12 protein-coding genes are annotated in these 21,373 nt (G+C 70.4%); 3 read left to right on the top strand and 9 right to left on the bottom strand.

What is annotated here, in order from left to right; all coding sequences use genetic code 11:
- Positions 1-26 precede the first annotated feature (26 nt).
- Positions 27-2,030: a serine/threonine-protein kinase gene (locus LEL83_RS04260; RefSeq protein WP_225557899.1), complete on the top strand. Its 2,004-nt coding sequence runs from the start codon at positions 27-29 to the stop codon at positions 2,028-2,030.
- 162 nt (positions 2,031-2,192) lie between these two features.
- Here the strand turns inward: LEL83_RS04260 and LEL83_RS04255 are convergent, their stop codons facing one another.
- The 3 genes from LEL83_RS04255 to LEL83_RS04245 are packed head-to-tail and all read right to left on the bottom strand — an operon-like array spanning position 2,193 to position 10,639.
- Positions 2,193-6,410 carry a type VII secretion EssC family protein gene (locus tag LEL83_RS04255; RefSeq protein WP_225557898.1) on the bottom strand — a complete coding sequence of 1,406 codons (4,218 nt, stop codon included), beginning with the start codon at positions 6,408-6,410 and terminating at the stop codon, positions 2,193-2,195.
- Positions 6,411-6,446: 36 nt separating this feature from the next.
- The gene (locus tag LEL83_RS04250) at positions 6,447-7,853 is read right to left on the bottom strand and encodes a type 1 periplasmic-binding domain-containing protein (protein ID WP_225557897.1); all 1,407 of its coding nucleotides are present in this window, start codon (positions 7,851-7,853) and stop codon (positions 6,447-6,449) included.
- Positions 7,850-10,639: a hypothetical protein gene (locus tag LEL83_RS04245; protein WP_225557896.1), complete on the bottom strand. Its 2,790-nt coding sequence runs from the start codon at positions 10,637-10,639 to the stop codon at positions 7,850-7,852. Before LEL83_RS04245 ends, LEL83_RS04250 begins: the two co-directional genes overlap by 4 nt.
- Before the next feature lie 220 nt (positions 10,640-10,859).
- Between LEL83_RS04245 and LEL83_RS04240 the strand changes: the two genes are divergently transcribed.
- On the top strand, positions 10,860-11,453 hold the full coding sequence (locus LEL83_RS04240) for a hypothetical protein (protein WP_225557895.1): 594 nt from the start codon (positions 10,860-10,862) through the stop codon (positions 11,451-11,453).
- A gap of 148 nt (positions 11,454-11,601) precedes the next feature.
- On the opposite strand, the gene LEL83_RS04235 is transcribed toward LEL83_RS04240, so the two are convergent.
- The 4 genes from LEL83_RS04235 to LEL83_RS04220 all read right to left on the bottom strand — a co-directional run bounded on the left by LEL83_RS04235 (position 11,602) and on the right by LEL83_RS04220 (position 14,244).
- On the bottom strand, positions 11,602-11,883 hold the full coding sequence (locus LEL83_RS04235; RefSeq protein ID WP_225557894.1) for a hypothetical protein: 282 nt from the start codon (positions 11,881-11,883) through the stop codon (positions 11,602-11,604).
- Between the two features lie 562 nt (positions 11,884-12,445).
- On the bottom strand, positions 12,446-13,225 hold the full coding sequence (locus tag LEL83_RS04230; RefSeq protein ID WP_225557893.1) for a hypothetical protein: 780 nt from the start codon (positions 13,223-13,225) through the stop codon (positions 12,446-12,448).
- A gap of 149 nt (positions 13,226-13,374) precedes the next feature.
- The gene (locus LEL83_RS04225; protein WP_225557892.1) at positions 13,375-13,674 is read right to left on the bottom strand and encodes a hypothetical protein; all 300 of its coding nucleotides are present in this window, start codon (positions 13,672-13,674) and stop codon (positions 13,375-13,377) included.
- Positions 13,675-13,884: 210 nt separating this feature from the next.
- Entirely contained in the window at positions 13,885-14,244 is a 360-nt protein-coding gene (locus tag LEL83_RS04220) for a hypothetical protein (RefSeq protein ID WP_225557891.1), read from the bottom strand.
- Between the two features lie 896 nt (positions 14,245-15,140).
- On the opposite strand from LEL83_RS04220, the gene LEL83_RS04215 reads away from it, so the two are divergent.
- Positions 15,141-15,449 carry a hypothetical protein gene (locus LEL83_RS04215; protein ID WP_225557890.1) on the top strand — a complete coding sequence of 103 codons (309 nt, stop codon included), beginning with the start codon at positions 15,141-15,143 and terminating at the stop codon, positions 15,447-15,449.
- 66 nt (positions 15,450-15,515) lie between these two features.
- Here LEL83_RS04215 and LEL83_RS04210 read toward each other — a convergent pair whose 3' ends face one another.
- On the bottom strand, positions 15,516-15,908 hold the full coding sequence (locus tag LEL83_RS04210) for a hypothetical protein (protein WP_225557889.1): 393 nt from the start codon (positions 15,906-15,908) through the stop codon (positions 15,516-15,518).
- A complete protein-coding gene (locus LEL83_RS04205; protein WP_225557888.1) occupies positions 15,905-21,298 on the bottom strand; it encodes a DUF6531 domain-containing protein in 5,394 nt (1,797 codons plus the stop codon). Before LEL83_RS04205 ends, LEL83_RS04210 begins: the two co-directional genes overlap by 4 nt.
- Between the last annotated feature and the right edge of the window lie 75 nt (positions 21,299-21,373).

Raw genomic sequence — 21,373 nt, 5'->3', positions numbered from 1 at the left:
CGACCATCGGGGGGATCGGGGAACGCGTGGCGCAGTACGGTCAGGGTGAGCCGCTCGGCGCGTCGTACCGGCTGGTCGAGCTGCTCGGGACCGGTGCCACCGGTGAGGTCTGGCGGGTCGAGTACACCGCCACCGGCGAGCCCTTCGCCGCGAAGCTCCTGCGCGCCGAGCTCGCCGCCGACCCGCAGATCGTCGAGCGATTCGTCCGCGAACGCTCGGTGCTCCTCGCGCTGCAGCACCCGTCCATCGTGCGCGTCCGCGACCTGGTCGTCGAGGGCGACCGGCTCGCGATCGTCATGGACCTGGTACCCGGCGGTTCCGCGCGCGACCTGCTCGCCGCGAGCGGACCGCTCACGCCGCGGGACGCCCTGACCATCACCGCGGAGACCCTCGACGCCCTCGCCGCGGCGCACGAGCAGGACGTCACCCACCGTGACGTCAAGCCCGACAACGTGCTGCTCCAGACCACCTGGGCTCCCGGCGCCACCGGGGACGTCCGGGTCACCGACTTCGGCATCGCGTCGGTCGTCGCCGAACGCGAGCGCACGACCACCGGGCTCCTCGGCACACCGCAGTACATGGCGCCCGAGTCGATCAGCCACGGCCGCTCCGGCCCGGCCGCCGACGTCTACGGCGCCGGGGTCATGCTCTACGAGCTGCTGTCCGGCCGCACACCCTTCGCCGGCCCCGGCACGGACTTCGCCGTGGCCTACCGACACGTCACCTCGAACCCGCCGCCGCTCGACGTTCCCGATGCCCTGTGGTCGGCGGTGTCCGCGCTGCTCGCGAAGGACCCGAACGCCCGTCCGTCGGCCGCAGATGCGGCGGCGACCCTGCGTCGGCTCGCCCGTTCCCTCGCGTCGGCACCCGCGCTGGTCGCCTCCAGCGACCCGGACTCGTTCGACGAGGTCGAGCGTCCGGCGACCGTCGTCCGGGGGATCCGTCCCGCCGGCGACACCGACCAGGGCGGCACCGTGACCACGGACGACGAACCGGTGGCCGGGCCGCTTCCGGAGCTCGGTCCCGCCGGGTCGCAGACCGTCATCCGGCCGATGGCGCGGCAGCCGCTGCCCGCCGCGCCGGCTGCTGCGCCCGGACCGACGCGCCGGTTCACCCGCCCCGAGTGGTTGACGAACCGTGCCCTCCTGTTCGGCGGCATCGGCGTCGTGCTCGTTGCCGCACTCGTCGTCGGCGGCGTCGTGTGGCTGCCAGGAGCCCTCCGCAAGCCCCCGGGCGCCGGCACCGCGACCGCTCAGGCCGCCAACGCCTACCAGCAGGACCGGCCGTTGCCGACCGGTCTCGCCACCACCCGCCGCGCCACCGTCGACCCGGCGAAGGGGACCGTCGACCTGCGCATCACGTACGCGGCACAGGCGGCCGCCCTCGGCGGGCCGTTCCTCGAGGTGCTCCCCGGTGCGGGATCGGGAGCGTCCTGCCCGGCCGTCACCTGGTCCGGCGAGGGCATCACCGCGAAGCGCAACCAGCCGTCGCTGACCGGCGTGGACACCGCGTGCGCCTGGAGCCTGTCCGGTGTCGAGGTCCCCGCCGGCGGGGACGTCACGGTCGAGGCCTCGGTGCCGCTCGCGTCCGTCGAGGACGGCACGGCGCTGCAGACCTGGCTCGACGGCGTCGGCGAGGCGACGACCGCGGCCGTGAACGACGACTCCGTGCGCGGGACCGCCTACCCGGTCCAGCGGCTGCAGGGCGTCGAGGTCCGCACGCCCGACCGGACGGTCAGTCAGACGGCCCTGCCGGTGACCCTGGTGCCGGTCTGGCCGAGCGGGGCCGACGAGCTCAACCCGCTCTACCGCAGTCCGAGCAGCGGTCGCCCGTCGCAGATGCTCGTCGACGTGGCCGGCGGCGAGTCCGGCGTGCGGTTCGCCGACGGCTGCTCGGGCGCGTTGGCCGTGTCGTCCGACGGGCTCGTGGTGACCGCGCTGTCCGTCGCCCCGTCCTGCACCGTCCGGGCGACCGTGGGGAACTTCACGAACCTCGAGAGCTCGCCCTTCGGGATCACGACGCGCGACTGAGCGCGTCCGACAGGCGGCTGCGCGCGTCTCTCACGCGGCTGCGCGGCTCCGCGCGTCCGGCCGCGGCTGCGCGCGTCCGTCGCGTGACCGCACGCCGGACCGGAGGCGCGTGGCGACGCCGCCACGGGCCTCCAGTCCGGCTCTCCGGCGCCCTGGTGGGGGTCAGCTGCCGGCGGACGCGGTCTGCACGAGGCGGACGGCGCCGCCGGAGGACGCGTACCCGCGGCCCACGGTCAACGCGACCGGCGCACGGCGTGGGAGCGTGACGCCGAGCAGTTCGCCGTCGTAGTCGACGTCCGGCTGCAGGAGCACGCCGCAGCGTGACTTGCGGACCGCTCGCGTCCAGTGGCTGTAGAGCGAGCGGAGGTCCGCCGAGCGACCCGCCGCGACGACGCAGAGGCCGGGACGCTCGGTCGCGAGCAGCGTCGCGATGGCCTGGTCGCCGTCGTCGAACCGCTCCGCGTCGTCGATGAGCAGCAACACCGGCCCGCGCTCGAGCCGCAGCCCGGCCAACAGGGCGGGCACCTCGTCCGGGCCGACGGCGATCCGGTCGAACGAGCCGGAGGCGAGCGGTGACCGACGGTCGCAGATCGCCCAGACCGCCGGGCGGACGCCCTCTGCAGCACGGGCCAGGGCCGCCAGCGCCAGCAGGACGGACGACTTGCCCGAGCGGGCGGGACCCGCGACCAGGACGTGCTCGCCGTCGTAGACCTCGAGCGCCGCTGCCTGCAGGTCGTCCTCGGCGATCCCGACCGGGATGCGCCACGGTTCCCCCGCGAACACCGCGCCGGCGCCGAGCTCGTCGACCAGGACGGCGTCGGGCAGGCGGCCGACCGCGCTGGCCTTCGGGGTGGCGCCGGACCAGGTGCGGGCGACGTCGGCGACGGCCTCCGCGAGGGGCACGTCGGGGGTGGCGACGTGCGACTGCAACCGCATCGTCGAGTCGATGAAGCGGCCGGGCACCGGCGGTGGGACGTCCTTGGGGCGGACCCCGATCGAGGCGTAGTCGTAGGGGTCCGCCAGGCGGAACATCCACTTCTGCGTGGTGACCTCGTCCATCGCGGACGGCACCGCCTTGGCCCGGGTCGTCGACACCGCGAACGAGATGCCGAGCGCGGGTCCTTCGGCGTAGACGCGGTACAGGGCGTCGAGCAGCTGCTGGCCCTCGAAGTCCTGGAACTCGTCGCGCAGGGCGGCGAGCCCGTCGATGAGCACCACGGCACGGCGCCCACCGGGTGCCGTGCGACGACGCTCGAGCTCGACCCGGAGGTGCCGCAGGAACCGGGTCTGCAGCTCCCCTGCGCCCGCACCGGATCCGACGTAGGCGGTCGTGTGCGGCAGCTGCGCGAGCGGAGCGAGGTCACCCGGACCCATGTCGAGCACCAGGACGTCGAGATCGTCGGGGCTCGACGCGGCAGCGAGCTGGAGCGCGATCGTGGCGAGGGCCGTGCTCGTCCCGCTGCCGGGGATGCCCATGAGCATGAGGTTGCCCTCGTCGAGGTCCCACCCGCTCGTGATCTGTCGCTGGTGGTCCGGGTCGTCGGCGAGCGCGACGGGGACGGTGCCGGGTCGTGGGTCGCTCAGGGCGGACAGCTCGACGCGGTCGCCGAGTGCCTCGGGCCAGATCGGTCGCGGCGGCGCGTACCCGGCGGCCTCGTTGGCCTCCCCGATCGCCTCGATGAGCTGGTCGAGGTCGGTGACGTCCGACGCGGTGGGAGCGGCGGCGGGCATCGGCGCGGGCACACCGAACACGTCGGTCGGCCGGACGGAGACCGGCTGCTCGGCACGCTCGTCGCGGGCGCGGCCGGTGACCAGGGCGGTCTGCACCGGGGTGATGTCGTCCTGCCCGAGCTTCACGTACGCGCGGCCGGTCTGCTGCCGCCCGATGCCGGCGGCGGCCGGGACACCGATGACGTTCGTCGAGTCCTCGCGGCTCTGCACCCGCAGGGCGACCCGCATGTTGGTGTTCGCGAGGATGTCCTCGCTGACCACACCGGCCGGACGCTGGGTCGCCAGGATCATGTGGACGCCGAGCGTGCGGCCGACGGCCGCGATGCTGACGAGCGACGTCAGCACGTCCGGGAAGTCCTTCGCGAGCATCGCGAACTCGTCGACGACGAAGAGCAGACGCGGCATCGGCTCGACCGGCTTCGTCGCCAGGTAGGCGTCGAGGTTGTCGATGTCGGCTCCGGCCGCGGCGAAGACCCGCTGACGCCGTTCGAGTTCGGCCTCGAGTGCCCGGATCGCACGGTCGGCCAGCTGCTCGTCGAGGTTGCTGATCGTGCCGATGGTGTGCGGCAGCCGCTCACACGCCGCGAAGGCGGCGCCGCCCTTGAAGTCGACGAGCAGGAAGTTCAGGCGCGTCGGGTCGTTCCGCGCTGCGAGCCCGGCGACGAGCGACCGCAGGAACTCGCTCTTGCCCGATCCCGTCGTGCCGCCGACCAGGCCGTGCGGTCCGTCGCGGACGAGGTCGATCTCGAGGACGCCGCTCTCCGACGAACCGATCGGGGTCGAGAACCCCGCGCGGGTGTCCCAGGCAGCGCGGATCCCCTCGCTGGACAGCAGGTCGGGCAGGCGGACGAGCGAGGGAAGGGACGCGCCGGGGACCGTGAGCTCCGGATCGTCGAAGTGCGCGACACTCCGGGCACTGCGCTCGGCAGTCTCGACGCTCAGACCAGCGAGCACGACGTCCTCGACGCGGGTCCGGTCCTCCGGTCGGTAGACCGTGGCCGCGGCGTCCGCACCGACGGTGATGATCGACGTGCACGCGGCGGGGAGCTGCTGCTCGTTCGTCGCGATGACGATGCCGCTGACCCGCCGGGGTCGTTCCCCGGGACGCAGCGACTGGCCGGGCACCGTGCGGCCCTCGCCGAGCAGGTTCCGAGCGGGTGCGTCGCGGCCCTCGGTGAGCACCTCGGAGTCGACCACGACGAGCAGGTTCGGGGTCGGCAGGTCGTCGAGCGACTCCCGCAACCCGCGCAGCATCGCCGCGCTCTGGTCACGCTGCGCCGACATCCAGCGGGCTCCGGTGCTGCTCCCCGCCACTCGCGCGTGCGGCAACCAGGAGGCCCAGCTCCAGTCGTCCGCACGGCCCGCGTCGCAGAAGACACCCACCGTCACGTCCGCGGGGCCGCAGTGCACGGTGGCCTGCGTGAGCAGGCTGCGCGCCAGCGCGAGCGCGCCGTCGCGGTCGCCGACGATCCCGACGACGCCCGCGTCGGACAGGTCGGTCACCACGGGTGCCGCGGTGAGGCGGCTGTCCGCGATGGCCGCCTTCGCCTCGTCCTCGAGCCTGGTCGACGCCGCGCGCTGATCGAGCCCGGGGCGCCACGGTGCATCACCCGTGCCGGCATGGAGACTGAGGAAGTCGGCGTCGTCCGAGCGCCGCTGCCACAGCAGGGTGGTGGGGAGCTCGGCCCGGCGGACGACGGTGGCCGGGTCGGGGACGAGTTCCTGCCTGCGGGCGGCCTCGACCGCTGCGGCCTCGGCGATCTCGCCCCGGAAGGACTCCACCGCCTCGGCGAAGCGGGTGTCCTCCTCCTTCAGGTTCTTCGCGCGGCGGTGTTTCTGTTCGAACCACATGCCGATCGCGGTGACCGGCGACAGCAGCGCGAACAGCGCGAAGCGGGCGTCGCCGAGCAGGAGCACCATCGCGCCGGCGAGCACCAGTGGCGCCGCGACCGTGATCCAGCTGAACTTCGAGGCCTGCGGGACCTCGCGCCTGGCCGGTGGGTCGACGGTCTCGGTGTCGGTGTTCCGCCCGGCTCGGGGTGGGCGGTTGAACGGAGCGGTCGATGCAGGGGTCAGGTTCGCCAGCGAGCCTGCGGCCGGCACGGGGACCTCGTCCAGCTCCGGGCGGACCAGGAGCACGGCTCCGCCCACGATGACGCTCGTGGTGCCGGTGAGCAGGACGCCGTCGGCGTCGATGCGTTCGCCAGCGATCACCGTGCCGTTCGTCGAACCGGCGTCGCGCACCCGGATCCCGTCGTCCTCGCGCTCGATCGTGCAGTGCTCCCACGAGGCGCTCTCCGTGGGCAGCACGACGTCGGCCTGCGGTGCCCGGCCCACGATCAGCTTCCGACTGCGCGTGACCGGCACGACGAGACCGGCGTCGAGTCCCCCGGCGAGCGTGACGCTCCACCCGTCGACCGTCTGCGGCCGCTCCTGCGGTGAGCGGCCGATGCGGGAACCCTCGAGCAGGACGAGGTCACGCAGTGGGGTCGCCGCACTGGTGCGGTGACCGTCGACCGCGAGGGTCGTCTCGGCAGGGAGTTCGACGCCGATCGCCGCCGCGATGAGCTCCCCCAGCGAGGACGCGCCGGACCACCCGTCGACCTCGACCGCTTCACGTCGGTCGTCGAGCTCGATCAACAGGCGCATGGTCGCGTGTCCTCCTCGGGGTCGTGCGTTGATGGGTCAGCGGGCGGTGGAGTCCTCGAACCACACCAGCGAAGCGGATCCGACCGCATCGTCGCCGGATGCGTCACCGGAACCAGCAGCGCCGGCGTCGCCGGGTCGGAGACCGAGCTGCTGTGCCGAGGCCGCCAGCACCGTCGCGCGCGCACCGAGCGCCTGCTGCCGCGTGAAGTCGAGCGCCGGACCGGCGATGCCGGCTGCGGAGTCGAGGTCCAGCGCGGCGAGGGCGTCGGTCACCTCGGAAGGCTCGGCACTCTCCGCCGCGCCGACCGCGCGGACCAGGGCGATCACGGCGTCGTGACTGCGCGAGTCCGCCGCTCCGGCCACCGCCGAGAACGGACGGTCACCCGTCAGGTTCTGCGCGTCCGTGTCGTCTGCGAGGACCCGGACGCCACCGAGGAACGCGGACATCGCTCGACCTTCGGCGTCCGAGGAGAGCGCACGAGCGTCGTCGGTGGCCACGCCGACCGTGCGGAAGGAGCCGCTGAGGCTGCCCCCCGCGTCCACGAGGGCGGAGCCGAAGGCCGGGCTCGTCGCATCCGGGGTGAGGACGACCGGCACGGTGACGTCGGCGGCCTGCAGCGCCGCCACGAGGGCGCCCTGTCGTTGCGCGGAACCGCTGACGACGACCGCGTCGGAGTCCGGCTCGGCCGCCGGCTCAGCGTCCGCGGCTTCCTCGGCGCCGTCGCCCGCGCTGGCCGCACCGGTCCGCGAGGCGATGGTCTCGGCGAGCGCCGTGGTGTCGGCGGTGGCGTCGCCGTCGAGGACGTGCGCGACCCGGAGGCCTGCGGGCGCACCGCCGCCGAGGTCCACCAGGAGCGGTGACTCGGCGTCGCCGAGCGCCGCGGTCATGGCGGCGCTGATCGAGTCGGCCGCCGGGGCGGTCGACCAGGAGTCCTTCTCGGCGGTTGCGTACGGCAGCACGACCGGGACGCCCTCCGCGGCCGCGGCGCTGAGGGCACCGGAGACGTGCGTGCCCGACGAAGCGACGACGATGCCCGCGACCCCGCTCCCCACCAGGGAGCGCACCGCTGCCTTCGCGCCGGCGGACGTCCCGCCGTCGTTCTTCGTGACGAGGGCGATGTCCGTCCCGCCGAGCGCCAGTCGCCGCTCGGCGACCAGCGCGCCCTGCGCCGCTTCGTTCCACTCGGACCCCTCGCCGTCACCCAGGGTGACGACGACGCCGATCTTCGTGGCGGCGGGGACGTCCTCGACGGCGATCCGCACGGGAACCGTGGCCGGGACGGCCTCGGCGGGCGTGCTGCTGCCGACCGCCCGGAAGGTCAGGACGGCGGCGACCACCGCGGCGACGAGGAGCACCGCGATGGCGATGATCACCAGCGGGCGACGGTTGCGCGCACGCCCCGCCTCCGCTCCCTCGGCCTCGTCGATCGTCTGGTCGCTCATCGGTCCGCTCCGATCCGGAAGCTGTACAGCGTGGTCGACGTCGCGCTGGCCGGCACCTCGAGCTGGAACGCCGGGAGCGTCGTCGCGGCGTCGAGCGAGGCGCGGAACTGTTCCTGCTGGATTAGGATCCCCGCGACGTCCTCGGCGCGGACGTTCGCGTACCCGGCGGCGTTCTGCGATGCCAGGGCGAGCTGGTAGTCGGCGGAGTCGGACTTCGCCGCGCTCGTGGCCATCGCGCCGAGGATGCCGGAGCCGTTCACCTTGCGGTCACCGAGGTCGAGCATCACCCGGTTCAGGTCGCCCGTGAGCAGCGTCGACGCGCCCTGCACGTCGCGCGTCGAGGCGCTCGTGCTCGCAGCGATCTGCTCGAGGCTCGACGCCGTCTGGCGGTCGACGGCTGACGCCAGCTCGGAGCCTTCCTGCTCCAGGGTTCCCCGCTGCTCGTCGATCGTGCCCTTCGAGTCCTTCGTGACCTCGCCCGAGGTGGACCGGAGACCGGCGATCGACTTGTCGAAGGCCGAGATGACGGCATCACGACTGCCGTTCGCCGTCTCGCTGACCTGCCGCACCTGCTGGTCGATGATCTCCTGGACGTCCTTCTCGGACTGGGTGGAGGCATCGGCGAAGGCCTTGCGGACGGCGTCCTGCAGTTCCGTCTGCTGCGTGCTGATCGCCGTCAGCTGCGTCCCGACCACGGCGCTCGACTCCGTCGCCTGCTCGACGAGCTCCTGGAGCTCCCGGGCCGCTCCTTCGACCGAGCCGCCGTCCTCGCGCACCGCTCGGCGCACGTCGGCGATGCCGTCGTCGAGCGCGTCGATGTCGTCCGACAACGTCGTGACCGCGCCACCGATGCCGGTCGCGGAGCGGAGGTCGGTCGCCGCGATCACGGCGTCCCACTGCTCCGCCTGGTCCGTCAGGCGTTCGTCCATCGGGGTGTCGAAGCGGCCTGCGGGCTGCAGCGTGGTGCCCTCCTCGGCGCCGGGGCACGGCGTGGCGGTCAGGTACCCGCGCAGCACGTCCGCCTGCTCGGCATCGAGCTGGTCGGTCGCCGCGAGGGCGCAGAGCTGGTCCGCGACCTCGCGGTTCTGTGCCTGCATCGAGGTGCTGAACAGTCCGTCCTCCGCGTTGCCCACCAGTCCGCGTGCTGCGAGCGCCTGGCGGTTCACCGTCGTGACGGCATCGCGGACGGGGCCGAGGTCGTCGGCGGTCTGGTCGCGGAGGTCCTGCAACGCCTGCAGGGTCCGTGCGACCTCACCGGTGCCGTCGCTGCCGAGGGCCCGCACCGCGGTGTCGATCTCGACGAGCGTGGCGCGCAGGGCGTCGGACTGCTCGATCGCCGTGTCCGCGAGCTTGGGGTCGAGCTGGTCGGCGAGCTGCTGCCCGGTGCTGACCAGACCGATCAGCGAGGTGCTCACCGCGCGCGAGGATTCCCAGAGGGCGCAGGTCAACGAACCACGGGCCTCCTGAGGGGCGCACGTCGCCGCGTCCGGCGATGCCGGACCGACGGCGCCCGCGAGCTGTGCGCTCACCTGCTGCTTGCACGCCTCGCTGGCATCGGCGTAGCCGGTGAGCTGCGCCGAGACGCGGAGGAGGTTGCCGTAGACGCTGCCGTCCGAGGACGGGGTCTTGGGCGTCGCGGCGCACCCGTTGCCGTCGAGCACCGTTGCCGGCGCGGTCGCGGACGTGTCGCCGAGCAGACCGTCGAGGCTCGTGGTGGTCTGCTGGAGCTGCTGCAGCACCGTCGACTGCGTGGCCTCGACCGTGGCGCCGAGATCGCTGTTCAGCGAGCCGAGCTGTCCGGACAGCGACTGCATCGTGCTGGCCAGTGAGGAGCTGCTCTCCTTCAGGCGCTCGGCAGTCCTGACACCGAGGGTCTCTGACGTGGTCTCGAGGTTCGAGCGGACCTCGGTGATGGTGCCACCGGCGCGCGCCAACACTTCGTTGACCTGCGAGATGAGGTCGATCGTGCGGCGCTGCAGCGCGAGTTCCGAGTCGCTGTCGGACCCGAATGCGGCGTTCACGACACCCGTCGAGGACAGGTCCGTCGACAAGCCCGGCTGTGCCGCGACGTCGATGGTCGGCGCGGCGAAGTCCTGCACGTCGGCGACGAGGTGCAGCGTGCTGCTCGCACCGGAGGTGGGCGGGGCGAGCAACCGGCCCCACTGGACGACCGCGTCGCCGTCCTCGTTGGTGCTCACGACACCGTCGGTCGAGGCGCCGGAGTCCGCCGAGTCCGTGACGACGCGGTCGGCGGCGGTTCCCGTCAGCACGGTCGACGCTGCGATGCTGAACGGAGCGCCCACGAGCGCCGGGGTCGAACGCGACGTGCCAGCGACGTCGTAGGTCAGGTTCTTCGACGTGACCGTCAGGTTCTCGATCGTCAGGTCGATCGACACCCGGCCCGAGTACCCGTCGAGGTCGGCGAGGTCCGTGCCGGTCTTCTTCTCGGTCGAGTACTGCGTCGTGATGCGCAGTGGCAGGTCGCCCGCCGCCTTCGCGGGGTCGTGCTCGGTCGTCGCCGACGAGGACTCCGTACCCGCGACCGAGATCGCGGTGTCCGAGATCGACGTGATCGAGCCGTCCGCGGCGAGCCGCGTGTCGACGGTCTGCAGCACCCGCGAGGGATCGGTCACGGCCTTGTCGTCGGAGGTGCAGCCGGCGAGCACCAGCGCAGCGATCCCCGTGACGGCGACCGTCCCCGCGATCCGTCGTCCGGTCCGTCGTGCTCCGGTGTTCCCGGCACGCTGGTTCATCACGGTCTTCCCCCCAAGAGAATCGTCGAGCACGTCGATGCTAGTTGCTGAACGGCGACAGGTCCGGGCCGGTCCGCCCCGGGAACGACCCCCGTTCGGGCCACATGCAGCGACTGAAATCCAACATAGGTCATCCGGGTCGTCGCCCGCTGCTCTCCACAGGGCGCTGGTACGGTGCTCGCATGATCCAGGGGGACCAGGGCTGCGCGCCCTCCGAACGACGACGTCTGCACGCCTGCACGGGGACGGGCCGGTGAACATCAACCTGTCGCCGGTCGTGATCGCCGTGGCGGCCATGATTGCCATCCCGGCCGCTGTCAGCGCGCTCGTCCGCCAGAGTGACCGGAAGCGACCACCGTCCACTGTGGTGGGCGACGAGGCCCACGGCGTCCTGTTCACGGTCCGAGCTCGCCGGTGGAACTACCTGCTGCTCCGGATCGTCGGGATCGTCGTCATCGTCGTGGGTGGGTTCTTCTTCCTGATCACGCTCACCCTGCTCGACGACCCCGACGCGATCGGCATGCTCATCGCCGCCGTCGGCATGGTGCTCTTCGGGCTCCTGTTCGTCTACCTCGGCGTCGGGCAGAAGCGCCGACGCATCGAGGCGTACGACTCGCAGCTGGTCGTGACGCCGATGTTCCGTGCCGCGCGGACCGTCGACCCGGCGGCGATCAATCGCATCCGTCCGACCACGAACCGGTTCGGAGGCCTGGACATCAAGGTGCACGGCCAGCGTGGCGTGATCACCGTCATGGCGATCGATGCTGTCTACCCCGAGTTCTGCGCATGGCTCGAGCAGCGGGCGCCCGCGCAGTGGGGCGAGTTCGTGCGGGTGTTCGGGCGCTGACCACGCTGACGTCGAACCGATGGCGCGTCCCGGCAGTCGGACGTCTCGAACACGACTCGCGACACCGGTAGGTCGATGCCCTCGAGGAAGCGAGACGAGCCGTCGCTGCTGTGTGCGGAGCTGACGGTGCGAGCCGTTCGGTCCTGGGTCATTCGACTGCAGCCCCGAATCCTGTCGTGCGGTGCGGGCCACCTTCGCGTCGCACCGCTTCGGAGAAGGCCAACACCAGTGCTCCCAGCTCACTCTCGTAGGGCCACGTGTCGGAAACAAGGCGGGCAGCGCCCTGTATCCCGTTGCGGTGCGCCGGATGATCGGGCGCCTGCTCAGACGCGGCGACGAGGGCAGAGCGTACGACGGCTATCTGCACAGCCGACGCGGCGTCCTCGGCGGCGTGGTCGTCGAGTCTCCCGAGCAATTCCGACAAGGTCATGTTCAGCCGAGCCCGTTTCAGCGCTGGAACAGCGAGTCCATCACGGGAACGTGCGCGTTGCTCGCAGCAGCGCGGAGTGCGACCGCTGGAACGCTTCGGTCGCAGAGACATCGCCCGCGCCGTCAGGCGTGATGACGAACATGTCACCCATGCCACCTGCACCCGAGTTCGACGCAGAGTAGATCCTTCGGTAGATCCGCCGCCGAGCAAGCCACGCTTCCTCGACACGAAGCGCCTCGGCCTGGCGGAGGTAGAAGCCCTCCGCTTCCCGAGCCCCCATCCGACTGAGGAATCCGGCCACCTCGTTGCACAGCGCGACGACCTCGTCCCGCCCACTCCTTCGTCTCAACATCACCACTTCAGCTCTCTCGTCGTCCTGGCTGTCCCGCGCTCCGCGCCGGGACAACATGGTCGAACATCAGTCCTGTGCTCGAGCCGACGAGTCCGGCAATTTGAGAGTCGATCCCCTTGCGCAATCTCGGCGAACTCATGTCCTACTGTGCTCCTTTCCGCACCGAGGTCAGCTGTGCCTTCGGGGAAGCACGCAGAACCACCCCGGCGATCACGGCAGCCGAGGCCGAACACTCAACACTTCTTCACCGCGCATCGATCCTGCGACACCATCGGCCTCCTTCCCCGCAAGGAACTCTCCGACAACCCGCCACGCCGCTTCGACGTTCAAAGTGAGGCCTCGCGCGACAGGAGCGGCAACGTTCCCCATGGCGACCTCGACGGTGTCGGACGCATCGACCGTGCTGCCGAGCGGAACCTGCCAACGCTCCTCGTCGGTCACGTCCTCTGTCCTGAACACGATGATCTCCCGTGTGGCATCACCACACACGTCGATTCGACGAGCCTCATCGACCACGACGACCAGCGTCCGTGCACGCCCGTCGAGGGCACGGACCTTCGCCTCTACTTGAGCCGCTGTCGGGGCGTTCTGCACGTATTGCCGACCGCGTATCCACCACTGCAATGCGGGTCCGGAGCTTCGGTCAAGGCCCGGGAGTCCCTTGTCGACGTGCCGCCGGACGAGTGCTCCGAGCGTCCATCCGGCGATGAGGCTCATGAACCAGGTCTGGATCGACAGCTGCGCGCCCACGAGCACGAACGTGGTTGCAAGAGGCCCTCCGAAGAACGCAACCGCAAGGCCGACCATCGCCCACCCTGAACCGATGAACCCCAGGAAGCCAGAAACGGCGACGGCGAGCAGCACGTTCGCCAAGACGGCCGGAAACGTCAGCTGTTGCAGTCCGAAGAAGAACGCGACGGCAGTTGTGAAGGTGATCAGCGTGATGCTGCCGACGACCCCCGTTCGGTCAACCGGACGGTAACGGCGCACTCGATGAGTCAATCATCCACCTCCAGTCCGCTGTTCTGGGCTCGGACGCGTTGCGGTCACGGAACGGGTCGAGCACTTGGACAAGGACGGTCCCCTTCGCATCGACGAGTGCGCAACAGCCTGTCCATCCTCGTGTTGTTTCACTCAGCTCAGAGTCGCAGCCTGCGACGGATTGCTGCCTCGGACCTGATCCTGACCACGAGATGACGAAACAATCGGGATCGCTCCACGTCTGGGGAACCATCATCAGCAGTGACGTAGCGGTCCGCCAACGTGCCCGAGCCCTCGCGAAGCATTCCTTCAACATCAGCCAGAGCCCTGATGCGTCGTTCCCTGTTCCCGCTGCGGAGGGAGATCACATCCAGTTCGAACGCCTTTGCGAAGTCCACCTCCTGCATCTTGAGAAGCAGCGGGACGAACTGCTCGATTCTCCCGATGAACCTACGCATCAGCACTCCTACGATAGCGGCCGTCGACTGTCGATCGAACCGTGCAGACGGAGACCGGTGATGAGGATCCGCGCCGCGCCACCAGGGTCGATCGTATCTCGCAACGACCGATGCGGCGCGATCGCACCGTCGCACGTTGCCGGTGTGTGGGCCACCTTCCCGGTCCCCGTGGGGATGCCGCACCGTAAGCTCGCCGAATAGCCCGCTGAACTATTCGCGCACTTCTGCATATCTGTAGATCGTAGGGGCCACCTTCAGAACGCCGAGAACCGAACGCAGATTGTAGGAGCCCGCCCCGACTTCGAATCGATAGTCTTCACCGGCATCGATTGTGGAAGCCACCTGCTTCATGTTGGATCTATCGATACCGTCTAGGTAGAGGAGGTTGCCGCAGTCAGTATCGAAAGCAACTTGCGGTTCCGAACCTCCTGCACCTTTGGCGGATCGTGAAGACGAAATACTCGCCTCCGCAGACCGGACGTTGCAAACAACTTCAATGCGATGCCCGTCGTCATACCACCCGAGGATCGACGGGCCGAATCCGAAGACGATGACCGGGATACCGATCACCAGAAAAAGGATAGCCACGGCACTCAAGCGTTCCCGTCTCATTCGGGCGCGACTCTTTCGCGGACGGGTCACTCGGGCCGGCACGTGATCTTCCGCGGGAGCGCTCACGAGAGAACTCTATCCTCGGTGCCGGCCGGTCGGCTTGTGCACGTCTGGTCCTTCAGTCCCTCCGATAACGCCGCTCCAGAAGGTCCTGCTGAGGTCGACTTTCGAAGCGTCACCGCTGGGCCGAGCTATCTCGTTCACAACGCGCGGAGGGAGATCACGTCCACTTCGAGCGCCTTTGCGAAGTCGACCTCTTGCATGCTGTGAAGCAGGGCGACGAGCTGCTCAATTCTCCCGATGAACCTACTCATCAGCACTCCTACGTTTGCGGCTGCCGGCAGTCGGCAGTCGGCAGTCGCTCGAACCGTGCAGATGGAGATGAAGGAGGTCGTTTCGCTCGACGCCACGGGGGGGTACCGCTCGACGCTCGGTTCGACGCATTGTGTCCGTCAGAGTTGCGCCACTTCGGCCCTCCAGCAGTCGCACCTCCTGTAGCTGCGCCGACGACTGCGGAAGAAGCAATCGCCCCGAGCGCACCGGTGACCGTGTGCGGCCCCGGCGAGGTTGCGTAGTCCGCAAGTCCTGTCGGGCCTCCCTCAGTCGCTCCGGAAGCAGCAAGGTCTGAGAGATCAGGACTGAGGCCGGTCGTTCCGCCGACGGCATCGTCAGCCTCGAGGGGACAGTCGGCGGCGGCGCAGTCTACTTACGGGCCGCTGGCCCACAGCAAACCTCAGTAGCATTTCGGCATGTTGGGAAAACGTGCCTCCCGAACGGGAGAGGTCCAAGTACCGTCACCTTCGACGTGGCATTCCGGTGGCCTTCGGATCACGGCCTCCGCCGAGCCTCGCGGCTTGACCCGTCGCGTCCAGATCGTCGTGACGATGGAGATCGCCAGCAACGTCGCCGTCTTCCGTGGTGAAGAGCTCTCGGCCCTCGTCAACGGGCGGGTGCAGCAGATCGAGTCTGATTCGGCTCCGATCGCCTTCCTGTTCTTCGGCGGAGAACAGGTGACAGGCGCACCTATCGATGCGGCACGACAAAACGTTCCGAGCGACGCGGTCGCTCTTGTCATCACGCCGAAAGTCGAGGCAGTTGTGCGCACGCTCACGGCGGCCGATGTCGATCGACTGCGTTCTTGGTTGGGAGACGGTGCGCGATGACCCGCGGCCCAGCCGAGTGTTGACCGAACAGCGGTCGTCTGTACCCATCAATTCACACGGGACCGATCATCGTTCCGTTCTCGGCTGCGTCGTTCCCCGCCGCCGCATGCTCACGCGATCGCCGATCGCCGCGCCACTGATCAGACCGGCAAAGGTGGTGAGAAGCCACAACCATTGAAGACCCGCAATCGGCCGAGCAGCGCCGACGAGGCCGATGAAGACCAAGATGACAACCACCATCAGCACGGCCAGCACCGCCGGACGACGGTCGCTCAGCTTCGACCAGCATCCGACGACGCCCCCGTAGCCGAGCGCAACGGCGCCGACAACGATCGCGGCGGAGACGTTGATGTCTTCGGGACTACTCTGCAAGCGCCACCAGGCGATTCCTAGGCAAGCGGCGGCTGCAACGACATCAATGATCCATGGTCGTATTCGATGGCCTGATCGGATCGTCATCCGAAGAGACCTCCCACGATCGAACCGCCAACGGCCGATCCCCACAAAGTGCCCGTGTTCTTCTGAAGGAAGTTGAACGCGCCGGACGGGGTTCGAGGATGGAAGTAGGGCATCTGCGCAAGGGTATCCACTCCGTGCTGACCCGGGAAGATCCTCCCGCTGACATAAGTGGCCGCCATACCCGTGGCTCCGTTCTGCGCCACCGTGCCGAGATCGACTCCGTCCCCGCTGATCACCTGACCGACTGCCGTCCCAGCCGCCGTCGATGCACCGCTCAACACGAGAGACGTTCCCTGAGCGAGCGCTCCGGATGCCGAGTGCCCGAGTTCCTTGGCGATCGTGCCCCCGGCCGGACCTGCCATGCCTCCGGCAGCACCAGACACCCCACCTCCGACGACGTCCCCCGCGAACTCCCAACCGTTGCGGATCTGCCAGCCGTTCTTCTGGAGGTTGGTCACACCACCACTCACAGCACCGACCCCGCCGTTGACACCCATGTTGACCGCAACGGCTCGCGCCGCCTGGCCGGCCGGCGCGCCTGCCATCGCAGCCTTGCCAAACATCATGGCTCCGCCACCGGCGGCACCGAGAACGCCGCCCACGGCCGTGTCAACTCCGACCCTGCCCCAATCCACTTCTCCGGTCTGTGCTTTCTGTGACACCACTGAGACACCCCCGCTGAGCAACGCCCCGGACCCGGCCATGAGCGCGATTCCAGCAGGACCGCCCACCCCGGTGCACATGAGTGCGATCCCGCCGACGATCGCCGCCCCCGCGACGACGTACTCCCAGTTGTCGTTCCACCAGTTCCCGACGGCAGCGATCGCACCCTGGTTCGCATCCCGGTACGCCTGCAAGTCCTTGTCCGTCGCCGGCCGCAACCCGAGCGGGTCGACGGCCTGCAACGGATCGTTGCCCGCGTACGAGTACGGGTTCCCAGACCACGCAGCACCCAGGACCGGCGCGAGCGGGTCGACCGACAGGAAGCCCCGCGCCGCGGGGTCGTACACACGGGCCCCGAGCCACTCCAGCCCCGCGACGGACACCCCACCCGAGCCGGTCAGGGACACCCCCGCGGGCAGCCCGACGTCGGTGACGGCAGCGAGCGCAGCCCACGGGTCCGCAGCATCGGTCGCGCGAGCGCTGCGCCAAGCGGGCTGCGTCACGGCAGCACCGATCGCGGTGACACCCCCCGGCAGGTCGAGCACCGACGTGTCGGCGATGCTGATGAGCGACGGCACGACCGAGGCCGAGTCCCACCACGCGGCGACCCCGCCCACCTCGGCGAGCTCTCCGAGCGCGTCGACCCAGACGTCGAGCCGACCGGTCTCGGCGTACGAGGCGTCGCGGTCGACGACGGCAGCGAGGTACCCCAGGTCGGACCACGCGTACTCGGTGGTCGAACCGTCGGCGGCGGTCCGCCGGATGCGTCGGCCGAGACCGTCGTGGACGTACTCGGTCCGGCCGGCTTCGGTCGTCGTCGCGAGCAGCTGGCCCGCGGCGTCGTACTCGTGTCGGATCTCGATGCCGCCGATGATCTCGGAGACGAGTCGGCCACCGTCGTCGTAGGCCCACGTCGAGTCACCGGCGCGCACGAGCTGTCCGGCGGCGTCGTACTCGTACGACACCGCTCCGGACGGTCTGTCGACGGCGGTGATCCGCGCGTCGGCATCGCGCCCGATCCGCGTGCTGGTGGCACCGTCGAGCGTGGTCGAGGTGTGCGCCACGAGGGCGCCACCCTCGTACGACCACGACTGCACCAGGTCGCCCGTGGCTGCCTGGACGATCCGGCCCGAGGCGTCGTAGGAGAACGTGCCGGCAGCGGTGCCGTCACGGTCCACCCCGACGACCCGGCCGACGGCGTCGCGACGGTAGGTCGTGCGGGTCCCGTTCGGGTCGACTCGAGCAGTGCGGTTGCCGTCGGCGTCGTACTCCCACGCGACGGACTGGCCGCCGCGGGCACGACGGACGAGCAGGCCCCGGCGGTCGTGCTGCAGCTCGTGCTCGATCGTTCGACCGGCACCACGGGTGTGGTCGGTCACGACGACCGTGCGGTGGACGGCGTCGCGGGTGATCTCCGACTGCACGGCACCGTCGACGAGCACGGCCCGCTGGCGGCCGGCCGCGTCGTAGGTCCACTCCGTGGTGCGGCCGTCGGGATCCGTCTGGCGGATCTGGCGCCCGGCGGGATCGTAGGCCGCCGTGGTGGTCCGTCCGAGCGGGTCGGTGACGGCGACCACGCGGTCGGCGTCGTCGTACTCGCGAGTGGTGGCCCCGCCCGCGGGGTCGGTGATCGTCACCAGGCGCCCGCGCTCGTCGTACTCGAACGAGGTGACCCCGTCGAGACCGTTGACGACCTCGATCAGCTGCCCCGCTGCGTCGTAGCGGAACCGACGACGGCCGAAGCGTGCGTCGTGGCTGGAGACGAGCCTCCCGGCCTGGTCGTACCGGAACCGCGCGGTGCCGGAACCCGGAGTCGTCTGCGTGACCACGCGTCCGACGGCGTCGTACGTGACCTCCTCGACCTCGCCGGTGGGCAGTGTCCGGGCCACGACACGGGAGTCCGCATCGTAGGTGAGCGTCGTCCGCGCCCCCGCGGCGTCGGTGGCTGCGGCGGGACGGCCGCAGGCGTCGTACTCGTACGTGGAGCGCGCGCCCGAGGGCGTGACCAACGCGACGACGCGACCGGCGAGGTCGCGCTCGAGCCGGGTCAGGCCACCTTCACCGTCGACGAGTTCGACGGGACGACCGGCGGCGTCGTAGGTGATGAGTTCGGAACCGGTCTCGTCAGACGTGGACTCGACGGGTCGGCCGTACTCGTCGAACCGGACGGTCGCGGTGTCGAAGGCGTCGCGCAGGGTCGCGACGCCGGTCGCGACATCGTCCGAGAACTCCTGGCGGACGCCCGTCGGGTCGACGGTCGCCGTCAGCTCGCCGACGACGTCGAACTCGCGGCGCCAGGTCGCGCCGGCGGGGTCGGTGACGGCCTGGAGGCGCGACAAGGCGTCGTGCGCGAACGTCCAGACCGCGCCGCCCGGCAACGCGAGCTCCGCCAGGTTCCCCTGGTCGTCGAAGGTTCGTGAGACGCGGCGACCCAGTGGATCGGTCGTGAGCGCGAGTTCGCCGTTCGGGGCGTACTCGAGCGTCGTGCGCGCTCCGAGCGGGTCCGTGATCGCGGCGATGCGGGCACCCGAGGTGTACTCGAAGCGCCAGACGGCTCCGTCGGCGTCGCGTCGTTCGACGAGGAGCCCGGCGGCGTCGTAGCGGTACTCGCTCCGTGCGCCGGAGGGGCTGATCGCGGCGACCGGGTGACCGGCCGCGTCGCGCTCGACCCGAGCGGTGTCGCCGACGGCGTTGGTGGTCGAGACGAGCTCACCGAACGCGTCGTAGGCAAGCGTCAGGACCACGCCGGTCGGGTCGACGACGTGGGTGAGGGAGCCGTCCTGCCAGGTCAGCTCCGTCCGGCCGCCGACCGGGTCGACGATGACCGACGGGTCGCGGTCGTCGCCTGAGTACTCGTAGCTCACGACGGCACCGGCCTCGGTGACGACCGTCGTCACGCGGTCCTGGTCGTCGTACCCGTAGGTCAGGTCGCCGCCGGACGGTGTGACGGTCCGGGTCTTCCGGCCGCGGTCGTCGTACGCGTGGACGGTCACCGAGCCGTCGCGCTCCGTCGCCGACACCAGGTTGCCGTGCCGGTCGTAGCTCATCGACTGGCGTCGGTCGTCGGAGTCGATGACCCCGACCAGACGCCCCTTGGCATCGGCGATGTAGGAGTTCGACCGCGAGCCGTCGTGGTCGGACACCACCGTGACCCGACCGGGCAGGTAGGCGAAGCGTACGGTGCGGCCGTGCGGGCTGATCTGCTCGACCACGCGACGCTGGTCGTCGTAGGTGTTGTCGACCTCGACGACACCGGCCGCACTCGTGACCGTGGTGATCAGATCGTCGTCATTCCAGCCGTAGGTCCGGGTGCCGACGGGGTCGGTCACCGAGACGAGTCGACCGCGCTCGTCGTACCCGTACTCGACCCGCCGGCCGTCGGAGGCGCGGAGCACCGCCACCCGCCCGTCGACGTGGTCGACGTCGATCGAGCGACCGCGCTCGTGCACCAGGCCGACGACGACGTCGTCGGCGTCCCGCTCGACGCGGACCGCGGTGCCCGCGCCGCCGCGCTGTCCGAGCCACTGCCCGGACGGCGAGAACTCGATGCGCTCACCCTGGTTGTCGCGGACGACGAGCCGGTCGCCCTCGGCCGCGAGCCAGCGGTTCTCGCCCACGCCGCGGGCCCAGCCGTCGCCGTCGCGCGGGAAGCGGACCTGGCGACCGTCGGCGCCGACGAACGACGCACCTTCGTCGTCGAGGAGCAGGCGGGTCTCGAGGATCGAAGCCCACCCCGGTCCGAAGAGCCCGACGTGCTGGTCGAGGGAGTTGTACATGCGGGTCACCTGCAGCGCCGCAGACGCACCGGTGAACGCCAGGTCGAGCTCCGGCTCGAGGAAGTTGCCCGTCGTGGTGTTCACCGGGTCCATCGAGAAGCCGGTGGTGGGTTGGGCGCCGTAGGCCGTCGGCGGTTCGAACTGCAGGTCGGTGCGGGTCTGCGAGACGCCGGCCGCGGCGAGCGCGGCTGCGAGTGCAGCGTCCGAGACCGTGGACACGGCGCCCTCGCCCCCGGCAGCTGCGAACGCGTCGGCGACGGTGTTCGCCCACGTGACGTCCTGGTCGTTGGCATCGAGCCACTTGTCGAACGCCGTCACGAGGCCGTCGGCGTTGATCGTTCCCCACGAGCACTTGCTCGCGAAGTCGGCGAGCTTTCCGCGGAGGCCGGCGGGCTTGCCGACGAGGGCTGTGTTGAGGGAGGCGGACCCGGTGGCGAACGACCGGAGGTCCTCCGGCTTGGCTGAGGAGGTCCCGCCGCCACCGCCACCACCCGCGCCGGGGTTCGGGGTCTGGCGTGTGGTCGACTTGGCACTCGCGGGCGCGAAGGTCGGAGGGTCTTCGTGCTCGACCTTGGGCGGCTCCGGTGCCCCGGCGACCTTGTCGTGTACCCACTCGAAGAAGTTCCGATCACCGTTCTCGGCGTACCAGTCGCGGGCCGTCTTGCGACGAGCGTTCTCGCGCTCGGCGGCCGCCTTCATCTCGTCGACCCAGCCAGCGACGGTACGGAGATTCGTGGCGATGTCCTCGGCGTCGCTCTTCGCGGCACCGGCGTTCTGCGTGAAGAGCTCCGAGAAGTGCCCGCGGAACTCCTGCGACGCGGTGTTGACGTAGGACTGCCGTGAACCGGCCTGCCCCTCGATCGACTCTGCCGCGCCGTTCAGCGCCGTGCTGAGCGCATCGGCCGTGCCGTTGTCGAACTCGACCGGCTCATTGCCGTGCAGGTCCACCATGGTTCATCCCCCGAGATCGTGCTGGTCGTGCTGGTGACGCGGCCCCACCGACCGCGAACGCCCGGACCGCCGCGA

The organism is Curtobacterium oceanosedimentum, assembly GCF_020297365.1.
Taxonomy (GTDB): Bacteria; Actinomycetota; Actinomycetes; order Actinomycetales; family Microbacteriaceae; genus Curtobacterium.
The sequence above is the reverse complement of the archived record's forward strand: the minus strand, read 5'-3'. Positions and strand labels throughout refer to the sequence as shown.